The organism is Streptomyces sp. ME02-8801-2C (genome assembly GCF_033793965.1).
Taxonomy (GTDB): domain Bacteria; phylum Actinomycetota; class Actinomycetes; order Streptomycetales; family Streptomycetaceae; genus Streptomyces.
The window spans coordinates 170,351-187,908 of the sequence record NZ_JARAXP010000013.1 but is presented as its reverse complement, the minus strand read 5'-3'; the positions used below and the strand labels follow the sequence as shown (position 1 = coordinate 187,908).

The 17,558-nt window shown below is 67.7% G+C and carries 13 protein-coding genes; 5 read left to right on the top strand and 8 right to left on the bottom strand.

Translation table 11 applies throughout. The features are described 5' to 3' along the window. Positions 1-115: 115 nt before the first annotated feature. The 5 genes from PV396_RS34160 to PV396_RS34140 form a co-directional block, all read right to left on the bottom strand. Positions 116-1,012 (bottom strand): hypothetical protein, encoded by an 897-nt coding sequence (locus PV396_RS34160; RefSeq protein WP_319211297.1) that lies wholly within the window; start codon positions 1,010-1,012, stop codon positions 116-118. A gap of 710 nt (positions 1,013-1,722) precedes the next feature. Next, complete coding sequence (locus PV396_RS34155) at positions 1,723-2,145, bottom strand: hypothetical protein (protein WP_319211296.1); 423 nt, start codon at positions 2,143-2,145, stop codon at positions 1,723-1,725. Between the two features lie 2 nt (positions 2,146-2,147). After that, positions 2,148-2,891, bottom strand: coding sequence for a hypothetical protein (locus PV396_RS34150; protein WP_319211295.1), 744 nt, complete (start codon positions 2,889-2,891; stop codon positions 2,148-2,150). A gap of 105 nt (positions 2,892-2,996) precedes the next feature. Then, a complete protein-coding gene (locus PV396_RS34145; protein WP_319211293.1) occupies positions 2,997-3,317 on the bottom strand; it encodes a hypothetical protein in 321 nt (106 codons plus the stop codon). After that, entirely contained in the window at positions 3,314-7,927 is a 4,614-nt protein-coding gene (locus tag PV396_RS34140) for an RHS repeat-associated core domain-containing protein (RefSeq protein WP_319211291.1), read from the bottom strand. Before PV396_RS34140 ends, PV396_RS34145 begins: the two co-directional genes overlap by 4 nt. A 182-nt stretch (positions 7,928-8,109) precedes the next feature. Between PV396_RS34140 and PV396_RS34135 the strand changes: the two genes are divergently transcribed. The 5 genes from PV396_RS34135 to PV396_RS34115 all read left to right on the top strand — a co-directional run bounded on the left by PV396_RS34135 (position 8,110) and on the right by PV396_RS34115 (position 12,738). Continuing rightward, a complete protein-coding gene (locus PV396_RS34135; protein WP_319211289.1) occupies positions 8,110-8,772 on the top strand; it encodes a hypothetical protein in 663 nt (220 codons plus the stop codon). Positions 8,773-8,930: 158 nt separating this feature from the next. Continuing rightward, on the top strand, positions 8,931-9,593 hold the full coding sequence (locus PV396_RS34130; RefSeq protein WP_319211287.1) for a hypothetical protein: 663 nt from the start codon (positions 8,931-8,933) through the stop codon (positions 9,591-9,593). After that, a complete protein-coding gene (locus tag PV396_RS34125; RefSeq protein WP_319211285.1) occupies positions 9,581-10,621 on the top strand; it encodes a hypothetical protein in 1,041 nt (346 codons plus the stop codon). Before PV396_RS34130 ends, PV396_RS34125 begins: the two co-directional genes overlap by 13 nt. A 191-nt stretch (positions 10,622-10,812) precedes the next feature. Continuing rightward, on the top strand, positions 10,813-11,325 hold the full coding sequence (locus tag PV396_RS34120) for a SigE family RNA polymerase sigma factor (protein ID WP_319211283.1): 513 nt from the start codon (positions 10,813-10,815) through the stop codon (positions 11,323-11,325). Positions 11,326-11,415: 90 nt separating this feature from the next. Continuing rightward, positions 11,416-12,738, top strand: a complete 1,323-nt coding sequence (locus tag PV396_RS34115) for a hypothetical protein (protein ID WP_319211282.1) — start codon at positions 11,416-11,418, stop codon at positions 12,736-12,738. 15 nt (positions 12,739-12,753) lie between these two features. Here PV396_RS34115 and PV396_RS34110 read toward each other — a convergent pair whose 3' ends face one another. The 3 genes from PV396_RS34110 to PV396_RS34100 form a co-directional block, all read right to left on the bottom strand. After that, positions 12,754-14,106, bottom strand: coding sequence for an Nramp family divalent metal transporter (locus PV396_RS34110; protein WP_319211280.1), 1,353 nt, complete (start codon positions 14,104-14,106; stop codon positions 12,754-12,756). Positions 14,107-14,202: 96 nt separating this feature from the next. Continuing rightward, positions 14,203-14,715, bottom strand: coding sequence for an ATP-binding protein (locus PV396_RS34105; RefSeq protein WP_319211279.1), 513 nt, complete (start codon positions 14,713-14,715; stop codon positions 14,203-14,205). 154 nt (positions 14,716-14,869) lie between these two features. Next, entirely contained in the window at positions 14,870-17,353 is a 2,484-nt protein-coding gene (locus PV396_RS34100; RefSeq protein WP_319211277.1) for an ATP-binding protein, read from the bottom strand. Positions 17,354-17,558 lie beyond the last annotated feature (205 nt).

The following is a 17,558-nucleotide window of genomic DNA, read 5'->3' as shown; positions in this document are numbered from 1 at the left end:
AACCTCAATGGGGGAATGGGGACGGATACGTCTCGTACTGTCTTCAGGTTTCGTAACGCCTTTAGGTCTCGTACAGCTCGTAGATCTTGAAGCTCTCTCACATGTCGCACATGTCTTACGTCGCGCCTCGGGGCAGTGCTCGTACTGATGTTCCCGGTGCTCCTGCCGGGGTTCCTGCCCGCCCGAGGGCCACCGGAAGCTCCGAACGCGCGGTGAGTGGGGCGGCGCAGAATCCGCAGCGGTCGCCGATGAGTTCGAGGCCGCACCAGTGGCACTGCTCCCGGCGTACGGAGGAGACCAGTTGATAGAGCACGGAGACGTCGTGCAGCCCGGCCGCGAACTCCACGATCTTCCCGGTCCCCCACCAGCGCGGGGACTCCGCGGGCAGCGCAACGGGGGCGACTCCCTGCACACGCCAAGCGGGTGCGAGAGTCGTGTTGACCCAGTCGGAGGGCGCCTGCCCCTGCGCGACAATCAGCCGCGTCCCGAACTCGGGCCCGGCCAGCTCCTCCTGGCCCACCCGTACGAGCTGGGCTCGCGGGTTGGCCAGTACGGCGAACTGCGCGCCCGGCACCCAGGACTTGGCGTGCGACTTGAGGGAGACGGGGACCCGGTCGAGCTTGGCGACGGAGCCGAGGTGGGCGCCTGCGTAGATGTAGTGGGCGAGCAGCCGGGCGGAGGACGCGAGTACCCCCGGGCTGAAGTCGCACATGGAGAGCTGCCTCAACTGGTGGGAGAGCAGGGCGAGTCCGAGGGGTGGCAGCTCGACGGGGAGCAGCGCGATGCGGTCGCTCTCGAGGACGGAACGCACGGTGTGCAGCCGCCGGATGACGGCCGGGTCCGTGGACGCCGGGTAGAGAGCGATGACGTACCCGTGCTGCTCGACGAGCGTGTGCATCCCCATGAGGGCACCGTCGAGGCTGTCGAGTGACGGGACGGCGGCGGGCGGGGTCTGCCGGTCATGCGGTGGGAGCACCAGGTCCGCGCTGGTGACGGCTATCGCGGTCGGCACGCTGCACACCACCCCGTTCACTGCGGCGGGGTGGTCGGCCACCGCCTCAGATCGCCCCTGTGACGTCCTCTTGCATCAGCACCTTATCCACGGCATGGCCCGCTCAACACCGGATCTTCTAGATCAACTAACGGAAGGTGGAGCCCGATCGACGCAGAGTGAGGCGAATATGCCACAAGTCGGGTGCCGGGGAGGGTAGTTGACGAGAGCTGTCGACCGGAGTCGGCACACCGTTCACAGTCAGGTCTGCCAGAATTCTTCACACCTTCGACAACTGCGCGTGTAAACCTCATCACCGGAATTGTGGCCTCCGTCACAGCGTGCGGGGCTCGCGCCTGATCCACTGCCCCGATGATCGGTCTGATACTCCGCGTCCTGCCGTGGTACATCCGCGAGCCCCTGGCCATTGCCATCTGCCTCTTCTTCTGCGGCGCCTGCTTCTACTGGACCATCCAGGCCGGAGGATGGGCCCGATTCGGCTTCGGCGTCCTGTTTCTCGGCATCGCGGTCCTGCGGGGGTTCATTTTGAGAGGGGAGCTGAGAACCTGGCGGGCTGCCAGACAGGCGGCCGCTACTCCTGCGCCTGCGTCTACTCCTGCGCCTGCGCCCTCGACGGGAGGAGACGGGGGTTGAGCGTCCGAAGCGAGACAGGCGCGCGTCATAGCCGGCCGAACGCCAGACGCACAGAACGCGACGAGCGAATGGAGTATCTATTCCTCGTCCGAGAAGGGATCAGAATGCTCACCCCAGTGAAACGTGTAGCCCCCTGCTCCCACGCGGGAAGCAGCGTACAAGCCGCGATCGGGGAGATCAAATTCCTCCCGGATCCAGCCGTCCATCGCCAATGCCGCCAACTCCGACCGGAAGTGAGCGAGCGGGAAGGTGAGCGTCGTGACCTCGACGATCAGGCCGTTCGGGTGGGTGGCGGACAATTCCAAGGCGTGAACCGAGAGCCCGAATGAAAGCCATGCAGAATCACGCCAGTTGATCCCGGCCGGGGGGTTCAACCAAACGTTGCGATATATCTGCAGGAGGGGCTTTTCGCTCGTCCCAAGGGAGCGAGATTCCCCTGTCAAGTCTGCAGCCAGGCCGCCGAAGGGGCCGCTGAGGCGATATTTGAACGTCCTGGCCATACTCAGACGGTCAGCCTCGCGATGGCGAACTCGACGAGTCCGTCGAGCCCGATCTCCCTCGGCATGCCGTTCTGGGTGTTCCACTCGGCGACGAACCACGCGCCATGCCATTCGGCACGCCACACATCACCGTGCCGGTTCTCGAACTCGACGAAGCTCCCGGTTCCGCCGTCCAACAGTCGCAGCTCCTCCACGAGCCGCGTCGGCTCAGCGAGGCCCCGTCCCTGGTTCGTGCTCCTGCCCCGGGTCCGCGTGTTGGCGTACCGCATCTTCAGGAAGGGGAGAGGTTCGCGGTCGAGATGGTTCAGGCGCAGCATGCGGTACCTGGTGATGGCCTCGTCGAGGGTTTCATCGCCGGAGAACTCGCAGGCGTACGCCGGGAATGTCAGCCGGACGTGCGGGGTCAGGTCCGGATTCTCCACGCGGTAGAAGCGGTGGACCTCGGGCGCGATGCCCACGACCGCGTCGAAGCGATGACCTGCGGGCGGCTCGAAGCCGCCGAGTGAGCCCAGAAAGGGATTACGGGCGAAGAGCGCGTCCTCGTGGTCCCGGGCGAAGCGGAGGGTGCTGACAGCGAGGTCCTGGTCGTAGGAGTTACGGCCGCTCAGCTGGAGCAGCCGTTTCCCGTCGGCGGACAGCGCCCCCGCGAAGTCGATGCCGGGCACCGGCGACCAGCGCCAGCTGTCGGGCAGGCCGGGAAGCGGCTCCGCCCCACGGAAGCCCGTCACTTCGGCGCGAATGTCCATGAGTCCTCCGTGATCACGTGCTCAGCTGCATGAGTACTGCCTTCCCGGTTGCAGTGCTGCACCACGCGGTCCCGGTGTTCGTAGGTCACCGGGAGCTGCTGCGGCTCACGTTCTGATCGTCCAAACACGCGAGTCCGCGGGAGGAGCCGGCCTCACTTCCCACTCGGAGAGATCCTCACCAGGCGCGCCGTACGGCAATTGGCCGTCCCGTGACTCGAAGTACAGACCGTAGGCCCAGTACTCAGGCATCTCGTGGCACATGAGGTCGGGGTACGGCTCGATCCGAGCACCCTCGTACGTCGCGTTGATCCTGGCCACGGCTTCGGCTCGGGAGATTCCGAACCGACTGACCATCTCCTCGGCGATCTCGCGAAAATAGTCGAGCATCTCCGCGTCGAGTTCGATGAGAAACTCATCAGTCCTCATGATGGCCCCACTCTCCGTACGAATGAATTGTCAAACAACTGGGCCGCACGATCGGTGAAGATCGCGATTTGATGCCCATCAAATACACCGGGTTTACCCTTGAGGAACGCTGGGACGTTTCTCAGCATGGGGCCCTCGACCATGTCATATCCGTGCATGTCCCCACCGCTTCGATGATGCCGGATGAAGTCGGCGAGTTCATCACTCGGACCGTCGAAGATCCGGCTGTTCAGATTGTCCAGCTCGCTCTTGGGTACCCGGAAGTGCAGAACCGCAGGAACATCGTTGTATTTGGTCCCCAGCCTCTTCGCCCAGTCGACAGCCTGCTGCGGGCTGTTGGTGACATAGAAACCGTACGAACCGAAGTCCATCTTCCGGGGCTTGAACTGTGGGTCGATCCCGTGAGCGAGAATGTTGTCGGCGCCGGTTCCGGTCGTCCCATGGTAGAGGTCTACCAGGCAGGGCGCTTTCAGACCCAGCGGGTCCTTCCACTGCAGCGGATTCTTCACGTAAGCGTAGTGGTTGGGCGCTGGCGTCCGGCCCAACGGATCGGGACTCAGATAACGTGCCGTACCGGGCTCGTAATAGCGGTGAAGATTGTAGTGCAGCCCGGTTTCGTCGTCGAAGTACTGGCCCGGGAAGCGCAGTGGGCAGTCGACCCGCGGTGCGTCGGCCCGTTCCGTGGGAACGCCCCAGAGCGTGGACGACCGAGCCCAGACGACGGCCCCGTCGGTGTCGACGAGTTCCGTCGGCGTCCCGATGAGGTCGGTGACGATGGCGTAGAAGCGTTCGTCGACCTCATTCTGTGACGTGTCCGGCCCAATAGGGCCGGTGGCGCGTACCCGCTGGCCGACCGGGACCGGCCCGTCTCGCCAGTCCCACGACAGGCTGAGTGTTCCGTCCGTCTGCTCGGCGAGGTTGTCGCCGTCCCAGAAGAAGGAGACCTGCTCGGCCACGGTGGTCCCGTCGCCCCCCAGCAACTGCTTGGCGACACGTCGGCCCACCGGGTCGTAGACGTAGTGCCATCGGCGGCCGTCAGGGGCCAGGACGTCGGTGAGCTGGTCCTCGGCGTTCCAGGCGTAGCGCCAGACGCGCCTGCCGCCGGACAGCAGTTTTGTGGTCCGCTTCACTACGCGGCCCTGTCCGTCGTGGCGGTAGAGGGTTCGGCCCGCCCGCTCGATCAGAGTGCCGGAGTACGTACGCTCGCCGGGGCCGGTCTCCTCATCGTTCACCGGTGCTGATGTGCTGAATTCGGTGAGGTTGCCGAGGTCGTCGAACCGGTAGATCTCGTCCCGGCCGTCACTGCCGCCTCTCACGGCCGTCACCCTTCCGGCCGCGTCGAACAAGAAGGTCCGCTCACCGAGACGTGAGTCCGTGACCGAGGAGAGCATCCCGTCGGGACGGTGCTGGAACGTGCGGCGACGGACATCGTCCGACTCCGTTGTGAGCCGCTGTGTGGTGCGCAGCCGATCCGCGTCCCATTCATGATTCAGACGCACACCGTCCCCGAACATCCGTTCGGTCTCGCGGCCGGCGACGTCGTACTGGAACATGACGTCGTGCAGTCCGGATCTCTGCACGACGGAGCGCCTCTCGGCGTCGTAGCTCCATCGGGTGATCGCGCCGCTCGGTGTACGACGCGCGAGGCGCCGTCCGATGACGTCGTACTCCGAGCGCACCTCCCGTCCGTTCCACGCTTCCGCGAGTACTCGGCCCATGGCGTCGTACTCCGTGCAGAGTTCGACTTCCGTGCCGTGCGCCTTTACGAGTCTGCCGAGGACGTCGTACTCATACGTGGTGGTCGTGCCGTCCGCCTCCATGGCGATGACGTTGCCGATGGCGTCGTACCGGAACTCGGTGATCTGCCCCGCCCCGTTGGTCCGCTCGACCAACTGCCCGGCAGCGTCGTAACGGTAGGTCAAGGTCCGGCCGTTGAAGTCCGTTTCGGATGTCACCCGGCCTATCCCGTCATAGGTGTAACTCCACTCCTGGCCAACCGCGTTGATGACGCTCCGCAGCCTCAGTTCGGTGTCGTACCGGAAGCGTTCCAGCGTCCCGTCCTCGCTCTCCCGCAGCGTGCAGAGATCGAAGTGGGTGTTCTCGAAACGGGTGTGGCGGCCGTTCGACGACGTGTAGTCCAGTGGGTTGCCCTCGGCGTCGTAGGACCAGTCTTCCGTGGTCCCGTTCGGCAGGTGGCGCCACGCGATCCGACCCTCAGTGGTCCATCCGACACGGGTTACGGCACCGAAGGAGTCGGTGAGTTCGACGATCCGGCCGAACGCGTCGCGGACGAGTGAGTTCCGTGCCCCCAGGGCGTCGACCGTGGCGACCACGAGCCCTGCGCCGTTGTTGGTCGACGTCTGCTGCAGGTGGCCCAGTGCGTCGGTGATGCCGGTGAGACCGCCGTGCTCGTCGAACGTGAAGGCCGTCATAGCCCCGAGCGCATCAACGACCGCCACACGGTTGCCGCGCTCGTCGTAAACCGACTCCCAGGTGTTGCCGTCAGGCTGGGTCACCTTCGTGACCTGCCCGAACTCGTTGTACCTCTTGGTCACGACACAGCCGTCCGGACGGACTACTTCCGTGGTGTTGCCGATGTCGTCGTGGCGGAAGCGGGTGGTACGGCCCAGAGGGTCGGTCAGGGACACCAGCCGACCGTGATCGTCCCAGTCTCGGGTCGTGGTGTGTCCTAGCGGATCGGTCTCGGCGACAGGGCGGAGGTCCCCGTCGAAGGTGTAGGTGATCCGCTGTCCGAGGGAATCTGTCGCAACGGTGGTGCGTGTCTCGTCGTCATAGGCATAGGTGTACGCGAGCACACCGCTGTCGCCGCCCGTACGGATGCAGCGGCCGACTTCGTCGTAGGTGTAGCGGTACCAGTCGCCGTTTCTGCTTCTCCAGCCGGTGAGCCGCTGCTGGTCGGCGTAGCTGTAGCTCTGGGGAACCGCGGACGAGTCCGTGGCACCGACCAAACGGCCCTGTGGGTCGTATGCGTATGTCATGAGGCAGGGTCGGTCCGGAGCGCTGAGAAGCGTCAGCGATGTCACGCGGCCGGATGAGGCGGTGACTCCGAGCCGGTAGCCGCCGTGGTGCACGACCTCGCACGGAGAGCCGTCCTCCGTGTATCGAATGTCGATCGCGTTGTGGTTGCGATCCCGGAGGCCGACCAGCGGGAGTTCCGCAGTGGGGCCTCCGGGTGCTCGGCGGAAATGGAGCGTCGTACCGCTCTGGGGCTGTTGGACGGTGACTTCTCCGTCCGGAGTGCCGTCCCAGCGCAGAGGCCAGTTGGGACCGAAGACCGGCGACATCGGCTCGCCCGGCTCCGGAAGCGCGTAGTACAGCATGGTGCCGTCTGCGCCAATGAGCCGGAGGCCGTCGTCGTCGATGACGATCCGCTGGTCGAGGGTGGACGTCCATTCTGCGCCGAACCAACGCCCCGATTGCACCCCCGTACGGTGACTACGCTCGATGACCAGGGGCAGGACCCCTGACAGAGTGACGTCGGTAATCGACATCACCATCTGGCCCGTGGCCATGTCGATCGGGTCGCCGCAGGTGAAGAGGGTTTTCATCTGGCGGCCCAGGTTCTTCATACCTGGACCGAGCCCCTTGACGCCCATGGCCATGCCCTTGAGACCGGTTTTGCCGAACGCCTTCAACCCCTTGGCGAGCCCGCCGAGGGTCGTCAGCCCCTTCATGCCCGGTATGCAGTCCAGCGCGGCGAATCCCACATCCCACAGGGACGCCTGCCCCTTGGAATACTTGTAGAGCGTGTCCGCGAGCACGACGAGGGCAGCGATCAGCACGATCGCGCCGAGGATCGGCCCCCCGATAATCATCGCCACGACACCTACGACCGCGACGACGACCTTGCACACGGCGACGATGGTGCCCCAGTTGTCGACGAACCAGTCCCCGACCTCCTCCCACCAACTCCGGTTCTGAATACCGGCGTCGGAGGCCTCGTCGATCTTCCGCTTCGCCTCACCGGCCGCGTCCTCACGCATCCTGCGCGCGTCCTCGGCCATCTTCTTCGCCGCGTCCAGAGCCGACTGCGCGCCGTCCACGTCCGACTGCGCGCTGCTCTGCGCCGACTTGGCATGCTGCGCGTCGCGGGTAGCGGCCCGTACCTTCGCCTCGTCCGGCTTCTCCGCCGCCTTACTGCCCGTGGGATCGTCCTTGTACTTGTCGGACTCCTTGGCCGCCCGCGTCACCCACGAATCGGCAGAAGAGAGACGGGACTTGGCCGACGCCAGGTCCGCCTGCGCCTCCCGCCCCTTCGCCAGCGCCCTGTCCGCCAGGGCCTGCGCCCGCTCCAGCTTCGGCCAGTAATCCACCAGCGCGTCACCGCACAGGTCGTACGACCGCTTCAACTTCTTCAGGTTCTTGGGTACGTCCGAGAACTCGTCCTGGAACACCTCGGCGGTCTTACCCGCCCACTCCAGCGTCTCGTTCTCCGACGCCATCCCCTTGATCAGACGCAACGCGTCAGCGACATCGTCAGCGAAGTCGTGCAGCGTACGGGCCAGTTGGCGGACGCGGTGCGGGTCCCCCGGTGTCGGGTCCTTGTCCAGGTCCAGGACATGCCAGTCAGTCGGCCGGTACCCCGCCATCCCGCAACCCCCGTCACACACACTCCAACGACAACAGCCGTACGCACACGCGAACTTACTTGATTCGGCAGTTCGAGACGAGATGAAGAAGTGGGCAGCGGTGGGACCGTCCGGCGGGCGGCCGGGAAACCCACCGATACGGTATGGGTTTGCTTGGCAGATACGTCTCAAGGGGACCGCTGATGAAGCGCCACGCTCCGCCCGTTCTCGTCGCTGCATCAGCGCTGCTGCTGACCACTGCCTGTGGTGGCAGCGACGGCAAGTCGACATCTGAGGACGACGCCAAGGTCGCCGGCGCGGGTGCCAGGAGCGCGGTGTCCGCGTCGCCGGCAGTCTCCGCGTCGGCTCCGGCAGCTTCCGACGACCGCCCGAAGATCGAGCTGCCGGCGGACATCACGCACACCTTCACCCCTGCGGAAACCGGCGACCCCGTCAAGGATGCCGTCCTCAAGGACAACGCGGAGCTGATCCGTGCGCTTGACGCGGCCATCGTTGCCCAGAACCCACGTCTTCCCGCCCTCGAGTTCTACACAGAGGGCGAAGGAGCCGTGGCAGCCGAGCGATGGGCGCAGGCGTTCGTGGATGCCGGGTGGACTGTTACCGGAGTCGTACGTTATTTCGACCGGCAGGTCTCCGTCAGCAGCCAGAGCACCGCTTCACTGAGTTACTGCGGCGATGAGAGCAAGGGTTTCAGCAAGGTCATCAAGACCGGCGAGGTCAAGAAGACGCCGCCCAGCAAGGACAGTTACGTCGTGTACGGCGTTCAGGTACGGAAGAACAAGGCCGGCGTGTGGGAGCTGGTGAAGATCACGTCCACTCGTGGGGCCGACAGGTGCCAGCCCTGACGCAGCCCGACATCGAAGTCGGATGGGTCGAACGAGCGCGTTCCGCGATCGGTTCCTTTGCCGTTGTCACAGTGCAACCTTGGCTGCCTGGCGGAACCACCGGCCTCACCGATAGCGTCTAGATTTTGCTAGCACACCTGTCTCACGGGGAGTCCACTGTGAAGCGCCGCTCTTTGCCCGTTGCTACCGCGCTCGTCGCGTCCGCGGCCCTGCTGCTGACCGCCTGTGGCGGCGACGACAGCGGATCGAAGGACAACGACAAAATCGCCGGCGCCAACACGGGGAGCGAGACCTCGGCATCGCCGACGGCGTCCGCGTCGGCCTCGGCTGCCTCCGCCGATCGGCCGAAGGTCGAACTGCCGGCTGATGTCACGGACAAGTTCGAGAGTTGGAAGACGGGCGACGCAGACAAGGACGCGGTCCTTGCGGACACCGCCGGACGGATCGACGCGACGAACGACGCCATCGTGCGTGGCGACACAGGTACACCGAACCTCTCTTTCTACTACCGGGACAAAGCGCTGAGCGACGCGGTCGCGTGGGTGCAGGCGTATGTCGACGCCAATTTGTCCTTCACCGGGACGACTCGCTACTACGCACCGCAGGTCACCTTGTCGAACGAGACAAAGGCCTCCGTCGTCTACTGCGCCGATGAGAGCAAGGGGTTCAACAAGAACCGGAAGACCAACAAGGTCGACCGGACTCCTTCGGGTGAGAGCCCGTTCGTGCTCTACAACACACTCCTGGAGAAGAGCAAGCAAGGCGTGTGGCAGACGATCAATCTGGTCTCGAAGCGGGGGGACAAGACATGCGCGGCATAAGTCGGTGGAGCAGACTGGTGGCGGTCAGTGCGGCTGCGGTCGTGTGCGCTACGGGATTGACCAGCCCCGCTGTGGCATACGGGCCCGGAGACGGGCAGGGTGCCACCCCTGGCCCTTCCGGTAACACAGACGGCAACGGCACGATCTCCGCCACCGCTGGTGCTGTCGTCTACGACCGCGACAACAACGGCTCAGGCCCGTCGACCGGCCCTGTCACCTCGACGTCGACCTGGACCCCTCCTGCTTGCTACTACGCGCCGATGTTTACTTCTGAAGAGCTTCAGAAGAAGTTGGAGCCGGTCTGGGAAGCCGGGTCCACCGGCTCCGAGTGGGACTCCACTCAGCGCAACCGGTTCGTCAATGGCAAGCCGTACAAGGACTTCAACAAGGACAAGGCCGACAAGGGCTACTTCTGGGGTTCCTACGTCACTGAAGGCCGCGAAGGGGATCCTGGCGCACTCGACTGCACCAAGGACTACTTCTGGGTCGACACCGGCGCGCCACCGCCGGCCGACATCCCCGAGGCCGTCACAGTGAAGGTGCTCGCCGACCTGGCTTACGCCGCGATCCGCGTCCCCTCCACCAAAGTAACCCTCGCCCCCGCCGGCCCCACCAAAGTCAACCTCCCCACCTGGGCCTGGCTCGACTCCGCCCAGTTCAAGCCGGTGTCCGTCACCGCGTCCGTGCCGGTGCTCGGGATGCAGGCCACGACCGTCGCCGAGCCCCAGTCGCTGCGCATCGAGCCCGGTACCGCCGACGCCCAGGTCTACCCCGCGTCCGGCGTCTGCACGTTCGTCAACGGGCGTATCGGGGAGCCGTACGCCACCGGGAAGGCCGGGCGGACTCCGCCCTGTGGGGTGAAATACCTGCGCTCCTCCGGCGACGGGAGCTACCCGCTGCGCGCCACCATCACCTGGAAGATCCACTGGACCGGGACCGGAGTCAACGCCCCGCAGGCCCTGCCCGACGGTGAGTTCGGGGCCGAGCAGGCCGTCGTCGTCCAGGAGATCCAGGCCGTCAACCGCTGAGTCGAGTCCGGCAGCACCCCGGCTCCCGTCCGTCGGGTCGGGTGGGGGGGTGGAGGGGCGCCCCTCCCACCCACCCGGCCCGAAATAAGTCCGCCCCGCGCTGAAACATTTCCCCCGCTCCATCGCGTCAATGAGGTGAAGGCACTCCACGCGCCCGGGACATGAGCGCGACGCACGCACCAGGGGGACGTATGAGGAAGGTCCGCGCCGACGGCTACGCGGAGTTCGCGGCGGCGCGTGCGGGGCATCTGTACCGCTCCGCGTGTCTGCTCACCGCCGGGGACACGTATCTCGCCGAGGACCTGGTGCAGGAGACGTTCGGGCGGCTGTACGTCAACTGGGGCCGCGTCTCCCGGGCCAGCAACCCGGCGGGCTACGCGCAGACCGTGCTCACCCGGACCTTTCTCACGCATCAGCGGCGCCGCAGCAGCACCGAGCGGGCCACCGCCGTACTCCCCGACGTGCCCGTACCGTCCGCCGGAGCCGACGTGACCATGCGGCTCACCCTCGTCGAGGCGCTGGCCCAACTCGCCCCCAAGGACCGGGCGGTGGTCGTCCTGCGGTACTGGGAGGACCGTTCCATCGAGGAGACGGCCGGCGCGATGAACGTCAGCTCGGCCGCCGTACGCACCCGCTGCGTCCGCGCCCTCGCCCGGCTGCGCACCCTCCTCGGCGAGGAACTCGGCGAGTACGCGGCCCGCTGAGAGAGGGCCGCCCGCCCCTCCCCGGTACCCGACCCGTACCCGTACCTGTGCCCGTACCAATTTCCTACACAGCAGAAGTGGTGGTTCGCCATGCCCATCGAAGATCGAGACGAACAGTTCGAGGACCGGCTCGGCGCCGCCCTGCGTAGCACCGGCGACTCCTTCGACGCCGATCGCACCGCCCTCGTCGCCGGCGGCGAGACCCGGGGACGCAGGCTCCGTATGCGACGCCGGACCGCTGTGGTGAGCGGCGCCGCCGCGATCGCCCTGGTGGGCGTGGGCGGCGCGCTGGTCACCCCCTGGGGAGGCGACGGCACCGGGCAGCGGGCCGTCGGGGCCGGCGGGACGACCGTCGGGCCCGGTCACGCCGACGCGGCCCCGGCCAGCAGCCCCACGGCCAAGACCACGGCCCCTCCGGCCCCCGTCTCCGGCGCCCAACTGCTCAAGACCCTCAAGGGGTTGCTCCCCGCGGGCAAGCTCACCCAGCAGTCCTCGCGCGGCACCGACTCGGAGCTGGGCCCGTACGCGTACGGCGTGTTCGACGACGGGAAGGGCGCCGCGGCGCTCTCCGTCAGCCTCGGCCGGATCGCGCCGGGGAGCGGCGAGGCCCGTCAGACCACCGAGTGCCCGGACAAGGCGTTCGTCCCGTACGACGAGTGTGTGACGAGCCCGCTGCCCGGCGGTGCGTTGCTCAGGATCCTCAAGGGGTACGAGTATCCGGACCGCCGGGTCGACACCAAGCTGTGGACGGCGGACCTCGTCACCGCCGAGGGGGCACATGTGACGGTGATGGAGTGGAACGCGCCCGCCGAGAAGGACGCGCCCATCAGTCGCCCCGAACCTCCGCTGAACAGCCTCCAGTTGAAGAAGCTGGTCACCGCGCCGGCGTGGCTCAAGGCCGTCAACGCCATCCCCGCGGCCGACAAGGTCGAGACGCCGCCGACGTCGAGCACCCCCGAGCAGGTCGAGAGCGACGCCATCACGACGGCACTCATCGGGCTGCTCCCGAAGGGGCTCAAGGTGGTCGGGAAGAGCAAGCCTGCCGTCGAGTACGGGTACGTCGTCGTCGACGACGGCAAGGGCAAGAGCTTCGTCCAGATCAATGTGCAGCCGAACATGCAGGACGTCGAGGACGACCTGTTCGGTGAGGGCTCCGGCGCGGTGACGATGCCCGACGGCGTCAAGTACACCGTCCGTCAGGGCGACGGCGACGGCAAGGGCAAGGGGCTCGTCATGCGGACCGCCGACGCGATCTGGCCCGACGGTCTGCGGGTGGTCGTGAGCGCCTTCAACTCCGCCAGCCAGATCACTGCCCCGACCCGTACGAACCCCGCCCTCACCCTCGACCAGCTCAAGGTGATCGCCACCAACTCGACGTGGCAGCAGCTGCAGCCGGTCCCCGACCAGGACTGAGACCAGCGGACCCGGTCAGAAGAACTCCGACCACGGCTGGTCCCAGATCTGCTTCACGCACAGCACCAGGAACAGCAGACCCGCGATCACCAGCATGGCGTTGCTCAGCATCCGGTTGCGCCACTCGGCAGGCGTACGTGAGGAGTTGAGCAGGACCAGCAGTGTGCCGGCCAGGAAGGGGAGGAAGGCCGCGCCCAGCACGCCGTACAGGATGATCAGGCGGAAGGGCTGGCCCTGGAAGAGCAGGACGATGGGCGGGAAGGTCAGCCACAGCAGGTACGCGCGGAACGGCCACGACCGTTCGCGCGTGCCGGAGGCGACCTCCTCGCCCGTCGTCCGTGCGCCGCGGAAGCGTTCCACGAAGTCGGCGAACATCAGGCTCACCCCGTGCCAGACGCCGATCAACGACGTGTAGGACGTGGCGAAGAACCCGATCAGGAAGAACTTGGCGGTCGCCGAGCCGTACTTGTCCTCCAGGATGTCGCTCAGCTGGATCAGGCCCTTGTCGCCGCTCGCGATCGCCACGTTGGCGCTGTGCAGCAACTCCGCGCCCACGAACAGCATGGCCACCACGAAGATGCCCGTCGTCGCGTACGCCACGCGGTTGTCGAGGCGCATCACCTTCATCCAGCCCGTGTTGGTCCAGCCCTTCGCGTTGACCCAGTAGCCGTACGCGGCAAGGGTGATGGTGCCGCCCACCCCGCCGATCAAGCCCAGCGTGTTGAGGATCGAGTCCTTCTCGTCGGGCAGGACGGGCAGCAGACCGGCGAAGGCGTCCCCGAGGTTCGGGGTGACCCGGATCGCCAGGTAGACCGTGACGACGAACATCACGCCCACCAGCACGGTCATGACCTTCTCGAAGACCTCGTACTTGTTGAACCAGACGAAGACCAGGCCCGACAACCCGCACAGGATCGCCCACCACTTGAGGTCCATGATGTCCGGGAACAGCGCCTGCAGCGGCAGCGCGCTCGACGACATCGCCGCCGCGCCGTAGACGAACCCCCAGATCACGACGTACGCGACGAAGAAGTACGTCGTCCAGCGGCCGAGGCTCGCCCAGCCGTCGAAGAGGGTACGGCCGGTGGAGAGGTGCCAGCGGCCCGCCGCCTCGGCGAGGGAGATCTTCACCAGGCAGCCGAGTACGGCGGCCCACAGGAGGGTGTAGCCGAAGTTGCTGCCCGCGATGAGCGTGGCCACCAGGTCGCCGGCGCCGACGCCGGTCGCGGCGACCACGATTCCCGGCCCGATGTACTTCCAACTGGATTTGCGCGGGGTGGAGTTGGCGTTCGAGTTGCCCGAGGTACCCGGGGCGCCCGAGGAGCCGGTTCCCCCTGCTGCCGAGGTGTTTCCTGTGGTGTCCGCCATGGAAGCAAAGAAAGCGCAAAGGGGTGGAGGCGCACAAGAGGGCGTTCCGGAGCCGGATTTGGACAGCCGGGGCAACCGGCTCCGGAACCAGGGCCGCTACGGCTGTCGCCGACCACAGCCGTCGGACCCGCATGTGCCGAGCTCGAACCACACGGTCTTGCCCGACCCCTCCTGGTGACAGCCCCAGCGCCTCGCGAGCGCGTCCACCAGGAACATCCCCCGGCCGCTCTCCGCGACGCCCGCGCACCGCACCTGAGGAGTACGGCGGCCGGTGTCGGTGACCTCGCAGCGCAGGACGCCGTGCGCGGCCCAGACCGTGAGCCTGAAGGGGCTCGCGGCGTGCAGCACCGCGTTGGTGACCAGCTCGCTGACGAGCAGTTCCGCCACGTCGAGCAGCTCGTCGGCAGGGTCGGTCAGGTCCCCCCGGCCGGCCAGGCCCCACTCCTCCAGCTGCTTGCGTATCTCCGCCCGGGCTTCGCGGGCGGCGCTGGGGCGCGGGTCGTACTCGACGCTCAGATGGCCCGCCCCCAGCGGGGGTTGGAGATACGAGCCATACCGGGAGACGGGATCCTGGCCGTGTCCCCCGGGGTCCCCGGAGAGTTGCAGCATGCCTTCAGCATCGCCTCCTCGGGCGCCCCCGCGCGTGGGTAGAAATACCTGTTTCCGTACGCACGGCGCGTTGCCGGAGGTGCGAGTGCAACTGGTGGCACTGGTGGCACTGGCGCAACCGGTGTTGCCGGTGTTGCCGGTGTTGCCGGTGCGGTCAGTGGTGCGTTGCCACCCAGGCGGCGATCTGGGCGCGGTTGGCGAAGCCGAGTTTGCCGAGGATGTGTTCCACATGGCCTTCGGCGGTACGGCGGGCGATCACCAGCCGGTCGGCGATCTGCTGGTTGGCGAGGCCCTCGGCGACGAGCGCGGCCACCTCGGTCTCGCGGCGGGTGAGACCCGACGCCTGCGGTTCGGGACTCCGGTCGGCCGAGCTGCCCTCCCCCAGCGCGTACTCGACGATCGCTGCCAGGTCGAAGGCGTTCCCGCGACGGTACGCCCGCTCGTACGCCCGCCTGCTCCGCCCGAGGCCTTCGCGGGCCCGCGTCTCGGCGTCCTGGCGTACGGCGTCGAAGGGGGTCGCCCGGACGCTGTCGGCGCCGCCGAGCAGCACGGCGGCGCGTTCGTGGCCGTGGTCGTGGTGGTGGTCGGGGTGGCGATCCTGACCGGGATCGTGCTCGTGGTTGTGGTCGTGCTGCTCGTACTCGTGCCCCTGCCCCTGCTGGTGCCCCTGCTGGTGTTGGTGGCTGTGGAAGGTCGCGATCAGGGCTAGGAGGTCGAGAGTGGGGGCGATGCCCAGGGTGTCATGCAGGGCTTGGCCGATGCGCAGGGCCTCTCGGGCGGGTGGTTCCGCGCGGTGCCAGTCCTCGCGGGCGGTGTGGGCGAGGGCGAGCGCCCGCAGAGCGCACGAGCGGACCCACTCCTCGCCGTACTCCTCGCACACCCGCAGGGTGTTCTCGCAGACGGCGAGCGCCCGGTCCGTCTCCCCCAAGGCGGTGAGCGCGCAGGCGAGTTGGACGCGTTCGAGTCCGGCGAGAGCGGCATGGCCGCCGGGTACGGGCCCCCGCGCCACGCTTTCCTCGAAGTGCCGCAGGGCGGCGGCCGGTTCGCCGCCGAGGAGCAGGCCGAGCCCGATGACGTACTCCGCGTGCGCCGCCTCGGCGGCATCCCCGAGTCGCCTGGCGAGGGCCCTCGCCTCCTCGGCTCGCCGCCTGCCCCGGGCGCGGTCCTCCGCCGATCCGGTGAGCAGCCCGAGCAGCCCGGAGACCCACAGCGCCCTGGCCCGCTCGCGGCTCGGCCCGGCGTTCGCCGCGAGGGCGCGGTCGAGCCAGTACCCGCCTTCGCCGGGTGCGCCGCACGCGTACCAGTGGAACCAGAGGGTGCCGGCGAGACGGAGGCCGGCGAGGGCGTCGTCGGGGGCGCCGCCGTCCGCCCCGAGGCTGAAGTCCAGTGCGGCGCGCAGGTTGGCCCGGTCGGCGTGGAGGCGGGCGGCCAGGTGCTGTTGGCCGGGGCCGAACCAGGCCTGCTCGTACGACGCAGCCCGGGTCTGCGTCCAGTCGCGGTGCCTGCGCCGGGCGGCCCGTTCCTCCCCGGGGCGCTGCTTCAGCCGGTCGAGACCGTACCGCCGGAAGGTGTCGAGCAGCCGGTACCGTACGCCGCCGTCCGGGCCCGGTTCCCGGCTCAGTACGGACTTGCCGACCAGCCCGGTCACGGCGTCCAGGACGTCGTCTACGCCCTCCCCGCACACGGCCTCCGCCGTCTCCAGGTCGAAGTCCCCGGCCAGGACGGACGCCCGCGCCCACACCAACCGCTCCTCAGGCATGCACAGTTGGTGGCTCCGGTCGATCGTCGCCCACAGGGTGCGGTGGCGGGGGCCGGCGTCGGTCCGGGTCTCGTGGTCGTCGTAGGTGGCGGCGAGCAGTTCGTCGGCGTTCAGGTCGGCCGGATCGGTCATACGGGACGCGGCCAGCTCGATCGCCAGGGGGAGGCCGTCGAGGCGGCGGCACAGGTGGGCGGCGGTGGCGCGGTTGGCGGGGGTGAGTGCGAAGCCCGGGACCGCTGCCGCCGCTCGGTCGGCGAAGAGAGCGAGGGCCGGGTGGCGGTGGGGCGCGGAGAGGTCGCCGTCCGGGTCCGGGACCGGCAACGGCCGTACGTCCAGCAGGTGTTCCTCTGTCAGGCCGAGGCGGTGCCGGCTGGTGGCGAGGATCCGTACGCCTGTGGTGCGGCGCAGGAGTTCGGCGGCGAGTTCGGCGCAGGACCTGTGCAGGTGTTCGCAGTTGTCGAGGATGAGGAGGAGGCGTCGGCTGCTCAGGTGGTCGGCGAGGACGTCCAGGAGGTCACGGTTCGCCGGTCGTCCGTGGGCGGGGTCCTCGGGGGGCGTCGGGTGGTCGTAGCCGTACAGGCCCAACGCCGTTGCGAGGGCCCGGGGTACGACGAGATCCGGGTCGTCGACGTCGCCGAGATCGCGAGCCAGCTGCACGAGACGGACGCCGTCCGGGAAGGCGCGGGTCAGGCGGGACGCTGCTCGGGCGGCCAGGCGTGACTTGCCGACGCCTCCCGGCCCGGTCAGGGTGACGAGGCGAGCCCTGGCCAGGAGGGCGCGGACTTCCGTCTGTTCGGTACGGCGGTCGACGAAGCTCGTGGTCTCGACCGGCGCTTGAGCCGGTGGCCGGCGATTCGTTCGTGGCGCGGATCCGCCCATGATCGGTACCTTCCAGCAGCTGCCGAAGGTCACACACGCAGGTCACTCGCACGGGTGGTCTTGCCGCGAAGCTCACGACGGGAAGCGCGGGCAGGCGTACTCTCCGCGCGGACTCTGCGCGTTCTGCGCTCGCCGCGTTCGTACGATCCCTTTCCGGCCCGCGCGGTCGGCCGGTTCACGCCATCACTCTTTATGTGGTCTTGAC